Annotated in this window: 14 protein-coding genes and 1 pseudogene; 7 read left to right on the top strand and 8 right to left on the bottom strand. The window is 73.9% G+C overall.

Going from position 1 to position 21,008, the window contains the following annotated elements:
• Positions 1-131 precede the first annotated feature (131 nt).
• Positions 132-818, top strand: coding sequence for a hypothetical protein (locus WMF43_RS42095; protein WP_437673603.1), 687 nt, complete (start codon positions 132-134; stop codon positions 816-818).
• Positions 819-991: 173 nt separating this feature from the next.
• On the opposite strand, the gene WMF43_RS42090 is transcribed toward WMF43_RS42095, so the two are convergent.
• Positions 992-3,436, bottom strand: a complete 2,445-nt coding sequence (locus WMF43_RS42090; protein WP_437673601.1) for a hypothetical protein — start codon at positions 3,434-3,436, stop codon at positions 992-994.
• Between the two features lie 494 nt (positions 3,437-3,930).
• On the opposite strand from WMF43_RS42090, the gene WMF43_RS42085 reads away from it, so the two are divergent.
• The 3 genes from WMF43_RS42085 to WMF43_RS42075 all read left to right on the top strand — a co-directional run bounded on the left by WMF43_RS42085 (position 3,931) and on the right by WMF43_RS42075 (position 12,354).
• A complete protein-coding gene (locus tag WMF43_RS42085) occupies positions 3,931-5,766 on the top strand; it encodes a S53 family peptidase (RefSeq protein ID WP_437673599.1) in 1,836 nt (611 codons plus the stop codon).
• 92 nt (positions 5,767-5,858) lie between these two features.
• Entirely contained in the window at positions 5,859-9,533 is a 3,675-nt protein-coding gene (locus WMF43_RS42080) for a poly-gamma-glutamate biosynthesis protein PgsC/CapC (protein ID WP_437673597.1), read from the top strand.
• 67 nt (positions 9,534-9,600) lie between these two features.
• Positions 9,601-12,354: a hypothetical protein gene (locus WMF43_RS42075; RefSeq protein WP_437673595.1), complete on the top strand. Its 2,754-nt coding sequence runs from the start codon at positions 9,601-9,603 to the stop codon at positions 12,352-12,354.
• Between the two features lie 379 nt (positions 12,355-12,733).
• On the opposite strand, the gene WMF43_RS42070 is transcribed toward WMF43_RS42075, so the two are convergent.
• Positions 12,734-13,528, bottom strand: coding sequence for an alpha/beta fold hydrolase (locus WMF43_RS42070; protein WP_437673593.1), 795 nt, complete (start codon positions 13,526-13,528; stop codon positions 12,734-12,736).
• Between the two features lie 477 nt (positions 13,529-14,005).
• On the opposite strand from WMF43_RS42070, the pseudogene WMF43_RS42065 reads away from it, so the two are divergent.
• Together WMF43_RS42065 and WMF43_RS42060 are read left to right on the top strand one after the other, a co-directional pair.
• A pseudogene (locus WMF43_RS42065) lies at positions 14,006-14,278 on the top strand (DUF3072 domain-containing protein); the annotation flags it as partial.
• Positions 14,273-14,518: a DUF3072 domain-containing protein gene (locus WMF43_RS42060; protein WP_437684201.1), complete on the top strand. Its 246-nt coding sequence runs from the start codon at positions 14,273-14,275 to the stop codon at positions 14,516-14,518. The pseudogene WMF43_RS42065 and the gene WMF43_RS42060, both read left to right, overlap by 6 nt.
• 72 nt (positions 14,519-14,590) lie before the next feature.
• Here the strand turns inward: WMF43_RS42060 and WMF43_RS42055 are convergent, their stop codons facing one another.
• The 4 genes from WMF43_RS42055 to WMF43_RS42040 all read right to left on the bottom strand — a co-directional run bounded on the left by WMF43_RS42055 (position 14,591) and on the right by WMF43_RS42040 (position 18,154).
• Positions 14,591-14,920: a hypothetical protein gene (locus WMF43_RS42055; protein ID WP_437673591.1), complete on the bottom strand. Its 330-nt coding sequence runs from the start codon at positions 14,918-14,920 to the stop codon at positions 14,591-14,593.
• A gap of 116 nt (positions 14,921-15,036) precedes the next feature.
• Entirely contained in the window at positions 15,037-16,191 is a 1,155-nt protein-coding gene (locus WMF43_RS42050; RefSeq protein WP_437673589.1) for a hypothetical protein, read from the bottom strand.
• A complete protein-coding gene (locus tag WMF43_RS42045; protein ID WP_437673587.1) occupies positions 16,188-17,474 on the bottom strand; it encodes a FecR domain-containing protein in 1,287 nt (428 codons plus the stop codon). Before WMF43_RS42045 ends, WMF43_RS42050 begins: the two co-directional genes overlap by 4 nt.
• On the bottom strand, positions 17,471-18,154 hold the full coding sequence (locus WMF43_RS42040) for an RNA polymerase sigma factor (protein WP_437673585.1): 684 nt from the start codon (positions 18,152-18,154) through the stop codon (positions 17,471-17,473). Before WMF43_RS42040 ends, WMF43_RS42045 begins: the two co-directional genes overlap by 4 nt.
• Before the next feature lie 248 nt (positions 18,155-18,402).
• Here WMF43_RS42040 and WMF43_RS42035 point away from each other — a divergent pair, with 248 nt between their 5' ends.
• Entirely contained in the window at positions 18,403-19,173 is a 771-nt protein-coding gene (locus WMF43_RS42035) for a hypothetical protein (RefSeq protein ID WP_437673583.1), read from the top strand.
• Between the two features lie 150 nt (positions 19,174-19,323).
• Here WMF43_RS42035 and WMF43_RS42030 read toward each other — a convergent pair whose 3' ends face one another.
• A complete protein-coding gene (locus tag WMF43_RS42030) occupies positions 19,324-20,163 on the bottom strand; it encodes a dienelactone hydrolase family protein (RefSeq protein WP_437673581.1) in 840 nt (279 codons plus the stop codon).
• Between the two features lie 62 nt (positions 20,164-20,225).
• A complete protein-coding gene (locus WMF43_RS42025; protein ID WP_437673579.1) occupies positions 20,226-20,945 on the bottom strand; it encodes a class I SAM-dependent methyltransferase in 720 nt (239 codons plus the stop codon).
• Positions 20,946-21,008 lie beyond the last annotated feature (63 nt).

Genomic DNA, 21,008 nt, shown 5'->3' with positions numbered 1-21,008 from the left:
TGGGCCGGTGGAGCGCGGCCTATATGCTGGGACCCGCCGCCATGCCTTGCGTCGCAGATGATTGCGACGCTGGGTGGATGCGGCGCGGGCACAAGCCCAGATGCGCTCAACCTCGACGGTACGGAGAGAGCGTGGTCGAACGGTTGGCAGTAGGCGGATTGTTCCTGTCGGTGTCGCTGATGATCGATCTGGCGTACCTCGGCCTCGCAGCGCTCTGGATGAGGGCGCTGAGGATCCCGGTGACAGAGTACGCCATCGGGTATGGCGCAGCCATCCTCAGGGTCGGGGCATTCTCCTTGCGTGCCATCCCGATCGGTGCTTGGTTCAATCCATTGGTACACAGGCCGAGGCCGCTCGCTGGGGCTGGAGCAACGCCCCCTTCGGGCTCGCGAGACGTGACGGTTCGATATCTCGAGGACGCGTCCTTCGGTGTATCAGCCGGCCTCGCCCTGCTCTCCGCAGGCGTCCCCTTCGCAGCTGCCGCATTGCTTCTCGGGCCCGGCAATGCCGTCGTCACATCCTCGTCAGGCGCGCGCTCGTACCTGCTGGGCGCGCTTGACCCCCTGGCGGACGCGCCACGATACCTCGACGCTGCGCTCGAGGTGTATCGATCTGGAAATCACCGCGTAGTGCTTGGGAGTGTGGCTGCGATCATCGCAGGCATCAACGTGCTCTGGTCTCCGAGCAATGTCATGTCCCTGCTCAGCGTGACCTCGACGCGAGGGTGGCTCCAGCTTCGTGGGCTGATCTGGTTCGCAGCTAGAGCAGCTGAAGTATCCTGGACGCTCGGTTTCGTGGTCTGGGTAACGCGAGCATAATAGTGTCCTTGCCTCATCGCGGGCGCCCAGAGCACCGCACGGGAGAACGGCTGCTCGTCGGGCAGACGGACCTTCGGATCCTCTATCCGGCTATCTCCGCTGCATGACCCTGGAACGAGGGCTCGACACAACGTCCGGAGGAGATCGAACCTACCCGCGCGCTACGCTCGGCGCTACTTCGGCCCCGCCCGCCCGATCGCGATGACGTTCTGCTGCGCCGCCGGCTTGCCGCTCTCGTGCGTCGTCGCGCCGACGCGCGGGTGCGCCCTGAGCAGCGTCACCGTCAGCGTGATCCCCCACCCGTCGTTCGTCTTGAGCTCCGCGTGCCCGTGGCTGTCCTCCACGGCCAGGATGAGCCGCCCGAGCGGCTCCAGCCCCGCGGGCGCCGCCCCCGGCGCGGTCAACACGCGCTGGAGCGCCGACTCGGGCAGCCCGAGCCCGAAGCCCACGTCGAGGATCGACAGCTGCACGCCCTGCGGCGCCTCGCGGACCGAGACCACCGGCCCATGCCCCGGCAGCCCGCGGCTCGCCACGTCGGTGAGGAACGCCTCGAGCACCTGCGTGAGCTCGCCGCGGTGGCCGAGCGCGTGCGTCGCACCGCGGATCGGCTCGAGCCGCACCGCGCGCCCCGTCGCACGCGCCGCGCTCGCGACCGCGTCGGCCACCAGATCGCCCAGCTGGAACGCGCACAGCGGATCGGTCGCGTCGCGCGCCGCGAGCGGCCGCACGTTGCCCGACACGGGCGACGCCTGCTTCACCGGGATCAGCGCCGCAACATACCCCGCGATCCACGACGAGCCGTCCGACTCGCGCCGCAGCGGGCGCACCGAGAGCACCGCCGGCTCGGGCGAGGTGACGCTCAGCTCGATGCCCTCGTCGCTCGCCATCACGCTCGACAGCGTCACCGCGGCGCTGCCCGCGGCCGTGGCGCCGATGACGTCGCCGAGCGTGAGCGACCCCGGCGGCAGCGCCGCGCTCGCGCTCTCGGCCGGGACCGCGACCTCGCGCGCCTTCAGCCACTTCGCGAACGCCGGCGCGAGGAAGCGCACGTCGCCGAACGCGTCCGCGTAGAGCAGGCCGACCGGCGCGTTGCGCAGCATCGACCCGAACACCTGCAGGTCGTCGAGCGCGACGCGCGCCCCCTCGACGAGGTGATCCGTCGGCTCGTGGCCGCCGCCCGGATCCCCCTCCTCCCACGGCCCGCCCGCGCCCGCCTCCGCGGTGCGCGCGAGGCGCTTGCGGCGCAGGAGCAGCGCGAGCTCGCGGCCCACGTGCTCGGCCCGCTCCGGCTCCCGCGAGAACGTCGACTCCGCGACCGGGCCGCAGAAGAACACGTAGCCCTCGATCTCGCCGAACGCGATCAGCGGGACCACCACCGCCGGCATCTCCTGCTTGGTCAGGAAGCGGCGCGCCAGGCGGATCGCCGGCACGCCCTGCTCGCTGCTGTACGGCGGGCGCCGCACGTCGTGGCGCCGCTCGGCCACCAGGCTCTCGCCGTCCTGCACGTCGTTCCAGAACTTGAGGTGCCAGCTGCCCGGCGGCAGCTCCGCGACGAGCACGAGATCGGCCGGGTGCGCCTGCTCCGCGAGGCGCGCGACGCGCGGCCAGAACTCCTCGTCCGGCAGCGTGTGGACCCCCTGCATCCGGAACAGCGCGGCGCGCTGGATGAGCTCCGCCGCGCGATCCACCGCGCGCTTCGTGCCCAGCCCGCGCGCGATCATGATGCCCGCGAACGCGACCGCGAGGCCCGCCAGCGCGCTCGGCAGCGGCAAGAGGCTCGCCTCGACGCGCGCGGCGAGAAGGCTCTGGACCGCCGCGAGGGCGAACGCGGCGAGCAGCAGCGCGCTCGTCGCGACCAGGCTCCCGTAGCGGCGGCGCGCGAGCCACACGAACCCGCCCGCGGCCAGCACACACGCGGCCGCCGCCCAGATCGGCGCCTCGGCGCGCCGGCCGCCCTCGAGCAGCCCGCCGAGCACCGCAGCCACGCCCTTGGCCGGCGGCAGCGCCGACGTCGCGATCGCCTGGGGCGGGACGCCGCCCGCGCCCACCGCGACGACGGCGACGCGGCCCTCGAGCGCGCTCGCCGGCACCTGGTGCTCGGCGAGCGCGCGCAGGCTGACCGCGGGGACGCTCTGCGGCGCCTTCTTGATGACCCACGGCGCCGCCGTCACGCCGAGCGCGCCGAGCTCCGCTGCGCGCTCCTCGGCGGCGGGCGACGCGAAGCCGACCACCTCGCCCGCGCTGAGCCGGAGCAGCCCGGTCGGCAGCCGCACGACCGGCGCCGCGGCGCTCGCGGCGGGGGCGCCGGCGGACCGCCCGACGTCGCCGCAGAACCCGTCCGCCGGAGGGACCAGCAGCGCGCCGCGCGCGCGGCCGCCATCGAGCAGGCCGCGCAGCGAGCGCTCGCACAGGCCGTCGCGCAGGTCCTCGGGCGCGGCGGTCACGAGCAGCACCTGCGCGGAGGGCGCCTCGTCCGCGAGCGAGGAGGCGGTGAGGCCCCGCGCCACCCAGTCGAACCGCTCGAGCGGCGCGACGGCGGCGATCAGCGCCCCCGCCGCGATCGAGAGCACGTCGGGCCGGAGCCAGACGAGCCGCGCCGCGTCGCCCTGGGACGACATCGGTCGTGGCGTGCGGAAGGGCTTGGGGATCCGCGGACGGTGAGGCTTCGCCATAATCGCTGAAGAACGCAGCGCACCTGGGGGACGGGACGCCCAGTCAGCGCGAGCGTCGCACCGGAGGTGGTGCCGATACAATTGTCTACGCGCGCCCGCGACGCCAAATACATCGATCCCCCGAGGCCTCCCGCCGCCGCCCGCGCGCCCCCTCGCCTCGGCCGTTCGCCGGGCGCCCCCGCACCTGCGCCTCGCCGCGTGACCCGACGGATGCGCCTCGCCGCGTCACGCGACGGACGCGCCTCGCCGCGCGCGCGATCCGCGCCGGCGGAACAGGGGCGCAGCTCTAAATTTTGTTCGAGGCGAGGTGCGATGTGGTGCACCGCACTCGCCTCCGAGGCGCCGTGTGTTGCGGGCGGCGTGTGTGTCATGCGACGTCGGCAAACCCTGTCGATTGCGCTGGATCGGCCTGGAGGAAGCGGATTCAATCGCGAGAGCGTATGCCGCGCACTCCACGAGATCTCCGCTTCGGTCGCATCCTCGGTCTGCTGGTCCTGGCGAACAGCGTGGCCCTCTCGTCGTCGAGCTGCAGCTGCGGGTCGGGCGTGCAGATCGCCGATCCGTCCGGCGGCGGCGGGGGCGCCGGCGGCGGAGGCGGCGACGGCGGCGGCGGCGCGGGCGAAGGCGGGCGCGGAGGTGAAGGCGGCGCGGGCGGCGAAGGCGGCATCGGCGGCGCGGGCGGCGAAGGCGGCGAGGTGCTGCCCGACGAGCTGCCCGACTTCACCGAGGAGGAGCGCGAGCCCACCCGGGCGACCGACGGCATCCCGAGCCCGCTGCCGAACGTCTACACCGACAAGGGCGCCGCCGCGGCCGACGCGGAGTTCCGCGCGCTCATCGGCTTCCCCATCCGGAACGGCGACCGCCTCGAGCAGCTGATCGCGGACCTCTACACGCCGTCGAGCCCGCGGTTCCGCCAGTACCTCACGAGCGAGGCGTGGATCGAAGAGTTCGCGCCGCGGGAGCTCGACGTGCACCTCGTGAAGCTCTGGCTCGAGGAGCAGGGGATGAAGGTGAACTTCACGGCCACGAACCGGCTCCTGATCCAGTTCACCGGCACCGTGGCCCAGTTCAACGAGACCTTCGACACCGAGCTCAGGGTCCTGGAGCGGAAGAACCCGCAGGCGGGGAATCCGCCGTTCGACGTGTACGGCACCCTCGCCCGGTTCACCGTGCCCAAGTGGGTCTCCGATCGCATCACCGGCATCATCACCGCGGACCTGCCGGCGAGCACCGACCCGCTCCTGGCCGAGGCCGGGCAGATCGAGCCGGACCCGCCGGACAACATCGAGCAGGGCATGAGCCTGTCGCAGATCGCGGGCGCCTACGATCTCGACGACCTCTACGAGCTCGGGTTCAGGGGGCAGAACGTCAAGCTCGGGGTCGTGGTCGGCGCCACCTTCAAGTACAAGGATCTGCAGTCGTTCTGGCAGGCGCTCGGCGTGAACCGGGCGGACCCGCGGGTCGTCGAGACCATGGAGCCCGTCGCGACGCGCTACCTGGAGTCGACCCTCGACATCGCGTGGTCCGGGGGGCTCGCGCCGGCCGCGGAGCTCGTGGTCTACGAGGGGCCGGACGCGCGCAACACGTCGATGGTCTACGCGTTCAACGAGGCGATCGCCCTCGGCGAGGTCTCGGTCATCACCGACTCGTTCGCCCACCGCGAGGACTCCGAGCCGCCGGCCGTGCGGCACCAGTTCCACGACGCCGCGCGCATGGCCGCGGCGCTCGGGATCACGGTGGTCGCGGCGACCGGCGACTCGGCGCAGACCGACACGCCGTCGTCGAGCCCCTACGTGACCGGCGTCGGCGGCACGGAGCTCTGGCTCACGCGCGGCGGCGAGGTCGAGGACGAGCGCGCGTGGTCCCGCTCCGGCTCCGGCCCGACGCTCTCGTTCCCGATCCCGTCCTGGCAGGTCGGGGTCGTGGAGGGATCCGACGGCAAGCGCGCGGTCGCGGACGTCGCGATGCACGCCGCGTCGGAGTCGAGGCCCTACTGGGTCTACTACCTCGGCGAGTGGCGGCGGTACGGCGGGACGTCGTTCTCCTCGCCCACGTTCGCCGCGGTCGTCGCGGTCGTGAACAGCTACCGCGCCGAGCAGGGCCTGCCCAGCGTCGGGTTCCTCAACGCGACCCTCTACACGGAGCCCGAGGTGCAGGCGACGTTCCGCGACATCGTGGACGGCTCGACGGAGTTCTTTGCCGCGGGCCCGGGCTGGGACTACCCGACGGGCTGGGGCGCGCCGAGCGCGCTCGGCCTGGCCACCACGCTGCCGTAGCGTCGCGGCCCGCTGGCCGCAGCGGTCCGCGCGGCGCGCCGCGCGCGCGCCCGCCTGACCCGCCGGCCGCCGCCGCCCCGCCGCCCCGCCGCATGCTCGCCCACCTGCCGCTCTTCCCGCCGAACGGGCTCGATCGGAGCCTCCACACCGCCGTCCTGCTCGGGCTCGTCTTCGGCACGTTCTTCACCGAGACGCTCGGCTGGACGTACGCGGGCCTCGTCGTGCCCGGCTACCTCGCGACGGTGTTCTACGCGGCGCCGGTCACCGCGGTGTTCATCATCGCGGAGTCGATCGCGACGTACCTGTTCGTCGCGCTGATCGGCCGCTGGATCACCTGGACGGGCGCCTGGTCCACGGCGTTCGGGCGCGAGCGGTTCTACCTGTTCATCGTCGGCGCGGTGATCATGCGGCTCTTCGTCGAGGGCTTCATCGTGCCCGAGCTCTCGGCGCGCTACGACTTCGCGCACTCGCGCGAGCTCTACAGCATCGGGCTCGTCCTCGTGCCGCTCATCGCGAACGCCTTCTGGAACAGCGGCCTCGTGCGCGCGGCGCCGCGGCTCGCGGTCGTCACCACGCTGACGGCGCTCGTGCTCGGCCTCCTGCTCCGCACGACGAACCTCTCGGTCTCGCGCTTCCAGGTCCTCAACGAGGCCCTGTCGCTCGAGTTCCTCGAGCTGCCCAAGGCCCACATCATCCTGGTCATCGGCGCGCTGCTCGGCGCGCGCAACAACGTCCGGTACGGCTGGGACTACAACGGCATCCTCGTGCCCGGCCTGCTCGCCGTGGCCTGGTACGAGCCGACGAAGCTGCTCACGACCACGATCGAGGCGCTCGTCGTCTTCTACCTGTCGCGCTGGATCACCTCGGTCCGCCCCTTCTCCCGGATGCTGCTCGTGGGGCCGAGGCGCATGATCTTCGTCTACGTCCTCGGCTTCCTCCTGAAGATGGCGATCGGCTTCACCATGGCCCGGTACGCGCCGGGCCTGCAGATGGTCGACTACTTCGGCTTCGGCTACCTGCTCCCGAGCCTGCTCGCCGTGAAGATGTGGAACAAGGAGCACGTCGGCATCGTGATCATGCCGACGATCCAGGTGTCGTTCACGGCGTTCCTGGCCGGCAACGCGGTCGGCTACGCGCTCGTCGCGCTCGGCTGGGGCGGGGCGCCGCCCCTGCCCGCGGCCGAGGTGAAGCCGCCGCCGCGGATCGAGAGCGCGGCGCTCTCGCTCGTGCTCGCGGACACGGTGCCGCGCCCCGGCCCGCGCCCGCGGGCGGCCGCGGTCGCCGCCGACATCGAGGCGCGGCGGGTCGCCTACCGGATCGCGCACGACGTGCTGCAGGACGGCCGGCCGGCGGACGAGTCGCTCCGCGTGGCGGCGCGCGCGCGGCTCGCGGTGGCGCGGGAGGGCGACGGGGACCGGCCCTGGTACGTGGTGAGCGCGCAGCTCGACTCCCCCGACGACGCGCCGAGCGCGCCGCGCGCGGCGATCCGGCGGCGCGCGGGGGCCGGCGGGGCGCCGTCGCCCGCGCTCGAGTGGGTGGTCCTGGCGGCGCCCCCCGAGGTCGGCTCCGCGCTGCCCGCGGTGGCGCTGCGCGTGGCGGAGATCCTCGACGCGGCGGGGGTGGTGCTGCTGTCGCGCCACGGCGCGATCCGCCGCCACGACGAGGCGTTCGCGGGCGCGATGGTCGAGGCGCTCTCGAACCCCGCGGTGCTGATCGTCGAGCCGGGGAGCGGCGATCGCCCTGAGCTCAGCGTGGTCGGCTCGCCGGCGGGGCTGCCGGTGGTGCCGATCGGCGAGGGGCTCGGCGCCGAGGCGCAGCTCTCGTTCCGCCCCGCGGCCGAGCAGGCCGCGCGCCTCGCGGACGCGCCGCGCCTGCGGGTGCCGGCCGCCGTGGCGGAGGCGGTCGGCGCGCGCCTGCTCGGCGCGCCGGAGATCGTGCGCTGGGGCGGGACGCTCGAGGAGGAGCTCTCGAAGCGGATGGTGTCGCTGACCGAGGTGCAGCCCGGCCGCTTCCGGCCGCCGTCGATCGAGGAGCTGCGGCTGTTCGACGGCGTCGTGGTGCCCCGGATGATCGCGGCCGGGACGCGGCCGGACGGCGGCGCCGGCGCGGCGCGGCCGAGCGCGTGGGAGCGGGCGGTGCTCGGGCGCCTCGGCTTCCGCGAGGTGCACGTCGGCGGCGGCGAGGGCGCGCCGGCGGCGTGGGGCATCGCGGAGCCGGGGCCCGAGGAGGGCGGCCCGGAGCGGCGCGGCAACCCGGGTTGGTTCGTGCTTTCGCACCCGCCCGCGCCCGCGCCGCCGCCGAGGCCCGAGCGCCGCGCGGGCCCGGCGGCGACGATCGGCGGGATCCTGCCGATGGCGCCCTCGCCGGAGGACGTGCGGTCGCCGCTCACCGGCGCGATGCTCGTGGAGGTGCCGGCGCCGCGCTGGCAGATCGGGGCGTTCGGCGCGGGGCTCGCGCTCGCCGACGCGCTCTCGGCGCAGTCGCTGCTGCTCGCGGGCGCGGTGCCGACCGCGGAGCCGACGGGCGCGGCCGACGTGCGGCGCGCCGAGGGGGCGCGCAGCTTCTTCCAGCGCGCGCACGAGGTCTGGGTGGGCGGGGGCGGCAACGCGCTGTCGGTCCAGGCGATCGAGGCGGACCGGACCTTCGAGCGGGACGCGGTGATCTCGTTCGGGTACGAGGTCGTCCGGCCGGAGCACGTGCCGACGTTCGCGGGGCCGCTGCTCGAGACGCTCGACGACCTCGAGCTGCGCGTCGGGATCTTCGACGGCACGCGCGAGCAGGTGCCGTTCAGCGGCGCGACCGACGTGGCCATGGGCTACGCGAAGCGGTTCGCCGAGGGGCGGTTCGCGATCGTGTACCTGGGCAGCGCGGTCCGTCGCTTCTTCGAGCTCCGGCGCTTCGCGGTGCCCGGGCAAGGGGAGACGCGCCTCGAGGCGCGCCTCACGCGGCTCGGCGTGACGCCCGCGCCGCGCGACGTGGCCGAGCGCGCGCTGGAGCTCGCGTCGTGCGCGGTCGGCGCGGCGGGCGCGAGCGGCGTCGGCGACGACTGCCCGACGCGGGGCGTGCCGGAGGGCTGCAACCTGTCTGCTGCGATGGAAAATTTCCGACGTTATGCCACCGAGCGGAATCCGTACTACCTGAGAGCGCATTTCGTGGCGGCGGCGGGGGGACCTGAGGCGGCGGCGGGGCCGGGGACGACGGCGGCGGGGGCGAAGGCGGCAGGGCCGGGGGCGAAGGCGGCAGGGCCGGGGGCGAAGGCGGGACCGGGGGTGGCGCCGGATGCGGTGCTCGGCGGGGCGCGGTGCCATATCGAGCTCGGGCGCGACGTGGTGACGGGGCGGCCGTGGGTGATCGCGGCGCGGCCGGGGGAGGCGCAGATCCTGCCGATCGACGGCGCGCTGGTCGCGGTGCCCGGCGACGCGGTGCCTGGACGGGCGCGGCTCCGGCGCGCGGTCACGGTCGGCACGAGCGCGCTGCGGGTCGAGGCGGGCGGGGCGGCCCCGGCGGCCCCGGCGGCCCCGGCGGTCCCGGCGGTCCCGGCGACCCCGGCCGACGCCGCGACGCCGGCGTCCGCGACGCCGTCATCGGGCGCGTCAGCGTCGGGCGCGCCGTCGTGGGGTGCGCCGTCGTGGGGCGCGCCGTCGTGGGGCGCGCCGTCGTGGGGCACGCCGTCGTGGGGCACGCCGTCGTCGAGCGCGCCAGCGTCGAGCGCGCCAGCGTCGGGAAGCGCGGAGCCCGGCGCGGCCCCGCAGGAGGCGGCCCCGTGAGGGCGCCGGCGATCGCGAGCGCGGCTGCCGGCGCGGGCCGGCTGGGGGCGGCCTCGTGACGGCGCCGGTGAAGCGACGCGCGCCGACCGACCGCGAGGCGCCCGCGCCGCCGCGACCCGTGCGGCCGGGATCGCCGGCGCGGCCGGGGTCGCCGGCGCGGCCGGCGCGGCCGGCGCCGGCGCGCGGGGGCGCGCCGCGACGGGCGGTCAACCCTCGGTGGCTGATCGTGATGGCGGTGCTCGGGGTGACGGCGCTCGCGCTCGCGACGCTGCCGGGCGCGCCGCCGCTCGGCAGCGCGCTGCCGGCCGAGGACGAGATCCTCGCCTACCACATCGACCTGGATCGCGACCTCGTGATCAAGGTGCCGGCCGAGATCGACGCCGTGGAGGTGACGACCTGGGCGGGCGTGAAGGCCGACGCCTGCGACTCGTCGAGGCGTTACCCGTACGGCTTCATCGCGGCGTTCGTGGACGAGCGGGGCAAGGAGGTCGCGCGGCACGAGATCGACCTGGAGAGCCGGGTCAGCTGCGATCCGGATCGGCCGCTCGGCGAGGGCGAGTACGCGGCGCGGCTCGACCGCGGCGGGGGCGCGGTGACGGATCCGCGCTCGACGTTGCTCATCACGCACGACGTGCTCCCGCACGGCGGGCAGGTGCGGCTGCGGGCGAAGCCCGCGGTGGGGAGCGACGGCGCGCGCGCGTCGGCGGACCTCACGATCCTGTCGCGGCTGGAGGGGCGGTACCAGCGCGGCGAGGCGTCGCGCGCGCTGTTCGAGCAGAGCCTCGACGCCGAGGAGCGGCGGAACATGGGCCGCCGGGTGTCGGCGCTCGGCTTCGCGGATCTGCCGGAGCCGGCGAGGAAGACGCTGCTCCGGGGCTGGGCGCGGCGGCTCGAGGCCTCGGGCCGCGAGGGCATCGACTACGAGATGTCGCGGCTCCTCCTGCGGCGGTTCCGGATGCCGTTCCCGCGCGCCGAGGGCCGCGGCGCGTCCGAGTTCACGATCGGCGAGCGCCACGCGGCCGCGCTGAACTTCCGCGGCCCGGTGTCGCTCGACATCGAGGGCCCGCCGGGCCGCACGGTGCGGGTCGCGGACGGCGCGAGCGCGCCGGCGAGCGTGACGCTCGACGCGCACGGCCGGGCGACCGTGCAGCTCTCGCGCGAGGACATCCGGACGGCGGTGATCGACGGGGTCGGGCCGGATTTCGGCGTGCGGTTCGCGGCCCCGGAGGCGCAGGTGACGCAGCAGATCGGCGAGATCGTGCACCCGGCGATGCCCCCGCCCGGCGGCGCGGGCGCGCCCGGCGCGGGGCCGGCGGCCGCCGGCGCGGAGGAGCCGGCGGCGGCGGGCGCGGAGGAGCCGGCCGCCGCCGGAGCGGCGCTGGAGCCGGCCGCGCCGGCGCGGCTCCAGACGCCGCCGGACGTGCGCATCGTGCGTTACCTCGCGCTGAACCCGACCGAGCCGGTCATTGCGCGGATGGCGCCCGGGCAGGAGATCCTCGGGCTCCTGATCCGGACGGAGATCGAGACGAGCGGCGGCGCGGAGCAGGGCGAGGCGACGGTGGTGGCGCGGTGGGGCCCGGGGCCGGCGGAGCGGGCCGAGCTCAAGGTGACGCTCCCGCGCTCGCGCTTCGAGTGGTGGAACGACGGGTTCGACGCGTCCGAGCCGCGGCTCGCGCTCCTGCGCCCGCCCGCGGGCGTGGAGCGCGTCGAGATCACCGGGGACGTGCGGACGCGCATGCGGCTGCGCACGATCGAGCCGGGCGTGAACGAGACGCTCTACCGGCTGCCGTACCGGGTGCCGCTGCGCGAGGACGAGACGTGGCGTTACGCGCCGTTCGACGTGAGCACGTGGACCGACGTGCGCGCGGCCAACCTGGACGAGCTCGAGCGGAACGAGCGCTTCTCGGACCTGCGTGAGCAGGTGCGGATCGAGCGCTCGGGGGAGGGGGCGAAGTCCGACGCGGATCGGCCCGAGCGGATCCTGATGCCGGAGCACGCGCCGGTGCGCCGTCGGCTGCTCATGCCGGCGTGGCAGTCGGCCGGGGAGCCGTCGCCGGGCGACGCGTGGACGCCGCTCCTGGTCGCGAAGGACGTGCGTGTCGACGGCCAGGGGGCGCGGGCGGGGCAGCTGTCGGTGATCTACCGGGCGGCGCGCGGCGAGCTCGGCAAGGAGGTGGCGGTGCGCGTGGACGGCGAGGTGGCTGCGAGCGAGCCGATCGTGGCGCTGTCGGGCACGCTGCGCGTGGAGGCGCCGCCGGGCGCGCGCGAGGTGGAGGTGGAGGGGCTCGGCGAGGGCGGGGTCGCGTACACGGACGCGCCGCCGGCGAACGGCGGGGCGATCGTGCGACGGCGCGACGTGTTCGAGCTGACGCGCGGCCGGCCGATGACGTACCGGTTCAAGCAGGCGCCGGGCGAGACGTTGCACCTCGTGCTGTTCGTGGTGACGCCCGGGGAGAACGCGGACTACCGGATCCGGTACCGCATCGAGGGCGCGCGGCCCGCGTCGCGGGAGGCGGCGTTCTTCCGGCGGGTGACGATCCCGGAGGGCGTGCTCGCGGGCCGGGGCGGGGATCTCACGCGCGCGACGTTGTGGGAGGCGGCGACGGACAGGCGGGGCGCGGACGGCGTGGGCCGCGGGGTGATCCGGCTGGGCGACGATCTCGCGCCGGGCGAGCGCGTGGTGAGGCTGTCGCTGCTCGGGCCGCAGGCGGGCGACGTGGGGGAGACGGCGAGGGATGTCTGGGTGGGCGCGGTGCTGGTCGGGCAGGAGGGGCCGCGGCGCGACGACGGGCCGAGGCTGTGGGTGGAGGACGACCCGTGAGGCGCGGCGTGACAAATTGAGGTCGACGGCATCAATAGGAATGGTCGTCAGGACGATCGTGGGCCGTCACGAATCGAGAAGTGCCGATACGTGGTGTGCGGCGGGCCAGCGCCGGCTAGAACGCCGGGCACGTTGAGCGAGAGAGAGATGGAACGCCAAGGGCGCCAAGAGCGCCAAGAAATAAAATCTGATATCTTGGCGTCCTTGGCGTCCTTGGCGTCCTTGGCGTCCTTGGCGTCCTTGGCGTCCTTGGCGTCCTTGGCGTCCTTGGCGTCCTTGGCGTCCTTGGCGTCCTTGGCGTCCTTGGCGCCTTAACAGTTCGAGATCTGCTCGTTTTCAATGCCGCGCACCTGTCGATGCGCTGCGCTCCCGGTCCGGCTCACGCCTGTAGGAAATCTCGCATCGCGTCCACGACCGCCTCGGGCGCGCTGAGGTGAGGGCAGTGTCCGAGGTTGTCGATGACGCGTAGCGTGCTGTTCGGCAGTGACCTGTGCAGGTAAACCCCCACCGGGCGCGGAGCGATCACGTCGTCCGAGCACTGCAAGATGAGCGAGCGCGCGGTGTGCTTGGGAAGCTCGGCCCGGGAGTCCGTGAGGAAGGTCACGCGCGCGAAGTGCTTGGCGACATCCGGATCGTTCCTGCAGAACCTGCTGGTCAGCTCCTCGCCGAGCTCGGGTCGATCCGGCGCGCCCATGATGGTGGGCGCCATCGCGCTCGCCCATCCGAGATAGTTGCTGTCGAGCGCCTCGAGGAGCGACTCGACGTCGGCGCGCGTGAACCCGCCGACGTAATCGCCGTCGTTGATGTAGCAGGGCGATGGTCCGATCATGACATGCTCACGGAAGCGCTCCGGCGCCGCGATCCCGGCGAGCAGCCCGATCATCGTGCCGACCGAGTGTCCGACGAACACCGCCGGCCCGGTCGCGACCTCCTCCAGGATCTCGAGCAGGTCGCGCGCGTGCCCCTCGAGCGTGCCGTATTTCTCGCGGTCGTACGCGGACAGTTCCGAACCGCCGAGGCCGGCGAGGTCGTAGAGGATGATGCGGTAACGATCCTCGAACGCGCCGGTGAGCTCCCGCCACATGTTCTGATCGCACCCGAAGCCGTGCGCGAAGATCATATCGACGTCGCCTCGACCGAGGACGTGGATGTTGTGACGCTTGTGGATGCTCACGGGCGACGCTCCTTTGGTTGTGGCCGGAGTGGCATAACAGAGGGACCCGCGTCCCGCCACCCGATGGGAGCGACCGCCGCGGCCTCGTCCTGCTCCGGTGTCGCTTGGCTGTCCCTGTCCGTTCACGATCGCGCGCGCTCCGAACTGTTACGTTCCGGTTTCGAGCAGCGGAAAGGCTCCGTGGGCCGGGGGCTCCTTCCGGCCTCCAGCGCGATCTGCGAGGGAGATTCAGAGCAAGACCGTCGAGAGCGCCGTCCGAGCCGGAGGCATCGCGACCGAAGGGCTCCTCGCGCTGCGCCTCAATGACGCTTCAGCCTCCGAGGCGAGCGCGGCAGCTCGCCGCTGACCTCGTCGAACCTTTCTTGTGCTCACGTCATGCCACAATGTACGCTTCCCTTGGCTTCCTGGCCTCGTGCTGCTCGCCACGCGTGAGGAACAGCCTGTGGGCCCCGATGGCGGCGTCCCCGCGGGCTTGCCATGGGGTCTCCCGGAATTAGGAAGCGGTATATGAGCGCGAAGCAAGGGAGCGCGAAGCAAGACCAGCAGGCTGCCGGGCCCAGCGGCGCGGGTCGAACGGGCGAGCAGCGGCCGTCGAACGCCCAGAAGGATCCGCGGGACTGGAAGACGGGCGACGAGCCGATGACCGGCGCGCAGGCCTCGTACCTGCACACGCTCGCGGAGCAGCAGGGCGAAGAGGTCCCCGACGACCTGACCAAGGCGGAGGCGTCCGAGAAGATCGACGAGCTGCGGCGCGCCACGGGCGTCTCCGGCGGCGCGAAGGACGCTTCCGGCGTCGAGAACACGCGCAAGGACCCCGAGCAGTGGAAGACGGGGGACGAGCCGATGACCGGCGCGCAGGCCTCGTATCTCCAGACGCTCTCCCAGGAGGCGGGCGTGCCGTTCGAGGAGAACCTGACCAAGGCCGAGGCGTCGAAGCGCATCGACGAGCTGCAGGCGAAGACCGGCCGCGGGCAGAAGCCCGAGGAGTGACCCGAGGGGGCGCAGCTCGCCGAAGACCCCCCGCGCCCGCACCGGCAGGCAAGGAGGTGGCGAGCAGGCCCCTTATTGGCACGTGCCGTCGACGCACCACGTGTGGTCGCGACAACGCACGTCGCAGTCGCCGCAGTGCTCGTCGTCGGAGCGCAGGTCGACGCACGACTCGCCGCACGAGACCTCCGGCGGGACGCAGCCGCACGCGCTGTCGTGGCACTCGTCGCCGTCGTCACACTCGTCGTCGCAGCCGCCCGGGCGGCCTGATCCGCGGTCGGGGCCGGCATCGGCAGGCACGAGCACGTCGATGAGGGTGTCGCCGCACCCGAGGCCGGCCAGCTGGGTGACTACGGGCAGCCAGGCGAGCGCGGCGAGGTGTCGTGGCGCGGTGCGGGACGTCATGACGGCTGATCCCAGAAGAGACCGGAGCGCGGGAAAAAGGCTCAGGTTCTTGCGACAGGACGCCTTGCGGGCACGCGCTGCCGTCCGCCCGGGAAGGGTGCCGCTCGCGTGTCCCGTCACCGGAGCCCGGCCTCCAGCACCAGGTTGAAGGCGAGCAGCGGTCGGCCGAAGGGCACGTCCGAGCGGCCCAGCAGCCGGATCACCGGGCGGGGGGCGGCGATCCCCGAAAGCGCTTCGGCGCGCAGGGTCAGGATGGGATGGACCTGCCACCCGATGTCCCAGCGGGCGAACGGCAGCACGTACGCGGCGGTGCCATCGCGCCCTCGGGCGTCGCCGGTCCACGACTGTCCGTAATAATTCAGGAATCCGGCGCCGGCGCCGGCGCCTGCCCGCATGGCGATCGGCAGCTGCGGATCGATCAGGCCTATCGACGCGCCGACGCCGACCATGGCGGTCGAGATCCGCGCGCGCCCGATCTGGGCGTCGATGGTCGCAGGCACGATGGGGATGACCGCGATGACCTCGGCGTCGAGCCGGTCGGTGAACCTCCAGCGGGCGCCGGCTGCGGCGGCCCCTTCGGGGGAGATCGCGCTGCCCGGATGGAGCATGATGCTCGGACCCGCATGCAGCCCGATCGACGCGCGCCGCCCAGGCGCGGCGTCGGCGCCTCCCGTCCGGGAAGCGCCGGCCGCTCGGGAGGCCTCGGGCGCGAGCGCTTTCGGCGGGGTCGGCGGCGCCGGAGCAGGCGCGGCCCCGGAAGGCGCGGCTGACGCAGGCGCGGCCCCGGAAGGTGCGGCCGCCGCGGGCGCGGCCCCGGAAGGCGCGGCCGCCGCGGGCGCCGCCCCGGAAGGCGCGGCCGCCGCGGGCGCCGCCCCGGAAGGCGACGGCACATCGATCAGACGTCCACGCAGGAGCTCGACCGCGCGGAGCGCGAGCCCCGCCGCCTCTCCGCCCCGCTCCTCCGGTCGCGCCGCGACCCGGATCACGCTCGCGGACCCGGCGTCCCAGATCTCGACCGCGCGCCGCGCGCGATCGACGCGGAGCGCAGCGCGGGCCGAGCGCGCGCGCGCGAGCGCGGGGAGATCTCCCTGCGTGCTGACCTCGACCTCCACGATGATCCCGAGCGCGACGAGCTCGTCGAGCAGGCTCGCGGCGACCGGATCGGCCGCGCCCGGCAGGATCAGCAGCACGCGCACCGGCTCGGCCTGGCTCGGGCCTGCGCCGAGCGCGAGCGCGAGCGCCGCCGCGGCCGCGAGCGCCCGGGCCGTCAAGGGGCAGCCGCGGCCTGCGCGAGCGACGTGTACGCGCCGCCCGGGTGACGCTGCAGGTAGAGCGCCGCGGCGGCGCGGGCGCCCGCGGCGTCCCCGCGGCGCTGGCGCAGCTCGATGAGCCGGCCGAGCGCCTGCTCTGCGAGGCCGCCGCCCGGCTCCTCGTCGAGGTAGGTCTGGAGCCAGGTGATCGCGTCCCCCGGCGCGCCCAGGTGATCCGCGGCCAGCTTGCCGAGCACGAAGGCGGACCGCCCGCGCGCCCCGAGGCGCCGCGCCCGCAGCAGCGCCTCGCGGGCGCGCTGGAACTCGCCCGAGTGGCGCGCGGCGTCCGCGAGCTCGAGCAGATCGGACGCGCGCGCGCTGGCGAGGACGCGCTCGAACCCCTCGCGTTCCACGGCGGCCATCGCCTCGCGGTACCGGCCCTGCGCCGCGAGCGCGCGCCATCCGGGCTCCGCCGCGGCCCCGCGCTGGCGCTCGGGCGCAGGCGGGGCTGCAAGCGGCGCAGGCTGCTGCGCCGCGACGCCCGGTCCGGCCGCGGTGTCCTGGCCGGCCGTGCCTGCCGCCGGGGACGGCCCCTGCGCGGCCGGCGAGGCCGCGGGGGTCGCGGTCGCGGCGGCCGAAGGCGAGGTTTCCGCGGGCACGCCCTTGGAGAGCTCGCTCCGGTTCTCGGAGACGCTCACGTGCAGCCGCTCTCCCGGAACCAGCGTGCGCCCGTCGTCGAGCAGGGGGCCGCTCACCACGACCCGGCCCTCATGCAGCGCGACGTCCAGCCGATCCCGGTCCGGGTCCCAGGCGAGGTCGAACTCGGTCCCGACCACGGCGACCTTGAACGGGCCGGCCTGGACGCTCCACCGCGTGGATGGGCTCGCGTGGACGACGCGGGCGCGCAAGGCGCCGCGCTCCAGCAGCAGCGAGGCGCCCTCCGCGTCGGCCTGCGTCACCCGCGCGCGGGATCCCGATGCCAGCGTCACGACGGTGCCCTCCGAGAACGTGAGCGGGGTCGCCTCGCGGTCCACGGCGATCCACGCGCCGAGCTGGCCAGCCTCCGCGCCGGGCCCGACGACATACGTGAGCGCCGGCCGCTGCGGCAGCAGCAAGAGCCCGCCCGCGAGCAGGGCCGCCGCCGTCGCGAACACCGCCACGAGGCGGCGCGCGGGGCGGCGCCCCCGCGCGGACTTCCACGTCACGAGCGCGCGCCGGCGCGTTGCGTGGAGGCGCTCGGCGGGCAAGGCCCCGGCGTCGGAAGCGGCGCGGACCTCGCTCAGGAGATCTGCGCGCGATCTCATTGGTTTGTGGTCCATCGGTCCCCTTCCTCCATCCACCCGCGCAACACCGGATCGCGCTTCGCCAGGGCGGTGAACCGCTGCTCGGCGCGGGCGAGGCGCCGCTTGATGGTCGCGAGCGACACGCCGCAGGCGCTCGCCACGTCCTCGAGCGGCATCTCCTCGATGAAACGGAGCGTGAAGGCGATCTGGTCCTCCGCCGAGAGCTCGTCGAGCGTGGCATAGACGCGCCGGAGCGCCTCCCGGGGCCCGTGCGCCGGCACGGACGAGGGCTCCGGCAGCTCCTCGTCGCGTTGCCAGAAGAAGAGCCATCGCGAGAGGCGGCGGCGGCGGATGGCGCGGTGCGCCGTGTGGACGGCCACGGACGAGAGCCACCCTTTCACCGCCTGGCCGTCGCGGACCTGGTGGATGGACGTGAGGATGGTCGCGAACGCGTCGTGGACCAGGTCCTCGAGCTCGGGGTCGTGGCCCAGGACGCGCCGGATGAGCCGCTCCACGAGCGGTCCGTACCGGTCGAGGAGCATCGCGGCCGCCCAGGGCTCGCCGGCCGCGATCGCCTGGACGAGCTCGTCATCGGATCGCTCGGACTGCGGCTGCAACGAGACGACGTTGCGCCCCGGCGCGGGCTGCGGGGACGGCGGTTTCACCGGCGTGGCGATCGGGAGCGAGGGCACCTGAGGCATGAGAGCCCCGACGCGAGCTCGTCGGCTCAGGTTTTTTCCGGGCAGGGCGCGGCGGCGGCTCTAGGCCGGCGACCAGGCGCGGCGCCCGCGCGGCGGTGTGCCAGGCCGGTCGGGCGGACCTTACAGGGCCTCTGCGGGGCCGTTCATTTTCTTGAGCCGACGGCGGACGCTCCCGGCTCTCTATCTCACGAGCTGTCTTGAACAGCGGAAATGCAGCACCACGCATCCTTAAAGAGAGAAGGTATATCATGAGGCATTCGACTCTGTTCGGAGTCCTGTTCATCGGCATGACGGCGCTCAGCGGAATCGCCTGCACCGTCAGCGCTCCCACGGAGGGCACCGGTGAGGGCCAGCTGGCGGTTCGCAGCGTCCGCGGTCACCTGAAGTCCGGCGCGGCGACCTCGGTCGTCGCGGTGGTGGACCAGGCCGGCGTGGAGGGGGCGAAGACCTACTCCGCGCCGGTCGACGCGGAGGGCAACTTCCGGCTCACACTTCCCAAGAAGGCGCGGTATGTCCTTGGGTTCGTGGATGGGGACCAGGAGGGGGCGACCCTGCGATTCGCCTCCTCTGCCGGCGGTGAGGTCACCTCGCTGTTTCCGCTCGCCGGTCGCCCCGAGCGCACGCGCGGCCGCAACACGGGACACGAGTCGGAGGAATCGGAGGAATCGGAGGAAGAGGACGACGTCGATCTCGGTGACGTCGACGCGTCCGAGGGGGAGTGCGAGCACAACCCGCTCGAGCAGGTCGATTGGGACCACGATGGAAGCTCCGATTACGAGGACGCGGACGACGACGACGACGGCACCGCCGATGAGGACGACGAGGACAACCACCACGGTGGCTCGGGCAGCCATGGCGGCGGCAGGCCGGACCAGGGCGACGGCCATGAGTGCGAAGATGGGGACGAAGACGGCGGCGACGAAGACGGCGGCGACGGCGGCGACGAAGACGGCGACGACGGCGGCGACGAGGGCGAGGGCGGCGGCGGCGAGGTGCCCGAGATCCCGAGCCCGGGCTGATACGCCGCTCTCACGTGGCGTCAGCGCGCACGGACCGTCCGGGCGCTCGCGGCCATCGCGACGCCCGAACGCGCCCGCGGCGGCGCCCGAAGACGCCCGTGGCGGTGCGGCGACGGGAATGGGGCAGGGCGCGGGCTGCCAGACGTCGTGTTATGCGGCGAGCAGCTTGTCGTGAAAGAGCTCGAGGACCCGGTCGAGCGCGGCGCGCGTCGGCTCGCCCGGCGCGTCGATCAACGCGCCGGTCAGCACCGAGTGGTGCTTCTTGAGAGGCCCCTCGGGGTGCCCGTCGGCCTGCTCCAGCTCCACGGCGACGAACCCCTCCCCGAGGCGCTCGCGAAGGAACTGGAACCGCTCCGCCGGCACGAGGGGATCGCCGTTGAAACGAAGCCCGATCACCCGGAGGCCCTCTCGGTCGCAGCGCTGCGCCACCGCGTCGAGGGTCGCAGGATCGCAGTCGATGGTGCGCCGCCGGCTCGCCGTGAGCGGGATCGGGAGCGACGGCTGCGACATGACGGGCGCCAGCACCCGGGCGTCCGCCGCCATCGCGAGCGCGAACCCGCCGGTGAAGCACATCCCCACGACGCCCACGCCCGGCCCGCCGCAGCGCTGGTGCTCCGACGCCGCGAGGGCCCGGAGCCAGTCGACGACCGGCGAGGAGCGCCCCGTCGCGAACACGGTGAACTCCTTGCTGATGCAGGCCTGCACCATCGACGAGAGGCCGTAGAGCGCGCCCGAGACCTTCGATTCGAAGGGGTCGCGGCCGGCGGTCCCGAAGAGGTTCGGAAGCACGGCCGTGCAGCCGAGCGCGGCGACCCGGTCGGCGAACCCGAGCACCTGGGGTGAGATGCCCGGCATCTCGGTCAGCACGAGCACCGCGGGGCCTTTTCCCTTGCGGTACACATCGCGCGTGTCCCCGTCGTGCGTGAAGCGCTCGCGCTCGAAGGTGGCGAGATCGCCCTCGGGCGCCTTGGGTTTGCTCGGTGCGGTCACGACGGCACTGCACCACAAGGCCTGCGCGCGGTAAAGCCCCTGTCGCCGACAGCGGCCGTCCGTCAGGCCGCGGCGCGCGCGAGGAAGAGCCCGCGGCCGTAAGGTCCCTTGGGCTCGTACGTGGCCTCGAGCCGCGCCTGACGGAAGCAGTCGAGCATCTCCTCGGTGGTGAACAGGCCGAGCTCGTGGATCTCGCTCGCGCGCTCGATGCGCCCCGCGCGGCCGATCAGGTACTCGAAATGCAGGCGCGAGAGGCGCCCCTCGATCTCGGAGCAGCTCATCCGGCAGACGGTCACCCCCGGAGCCTCCACGGTCTTCACGAAGACGCGCCCGGGCTCGAGGGCGCCTGGGGTGAACCACGGCTCGACCAGCACGAGCCCGCCCTCGGCGAGGTGGGCGCGGAAGCGCGCGAGCGTGCGCTGGACGTTCTCCAGCGTGCGCGCGTAGCCGATGGAGCTGAAGAGGCAGAGGATCACGTCGTAACGACCCGGCAGCTCGAAGGAGGTCATGTCGGCCTCGACGACGGAGCCGTGGGGCAGCTTCGCGCGGGCGATCCGCACGAAGGTGGGGTTGATGTCCACGCCGTCCACCCGGAAGCCGTGCTCCTGCGCGAGCAGCCGGGCATGTTCGGCCGTGCCGCAGGCGACGTCGAGCAGCGCCTGCGCCCCCGGGTGGACACGCCGGATCACGGCCGAGAGCGACGCGGCCTCGGCCGCATAGTCTTTATAGTCCTTGTTGCCGGTGTGCAGGAGGTCGTAGAGATCGGCGGCAGACGAGTACATGGGGCATCCGTGGGTGAGGGGGCGTGCTGCCTGACGTCTTCAATGCACCATGCTCCGGTTCGG

The organism is Sorangium sp. So ce131 (assembly GCF_051519095.1).
Classification (GTDB): Bacteria; Myxococcota_A; Polyangia; order Polyangiales; family Polyangiaceae; genus Sorangium.
The sequence above is the reverse complement of the archived record's forward strand: the minus strand, read 5'-3'. Positions and strand labels throughout refer to the sequence as shown.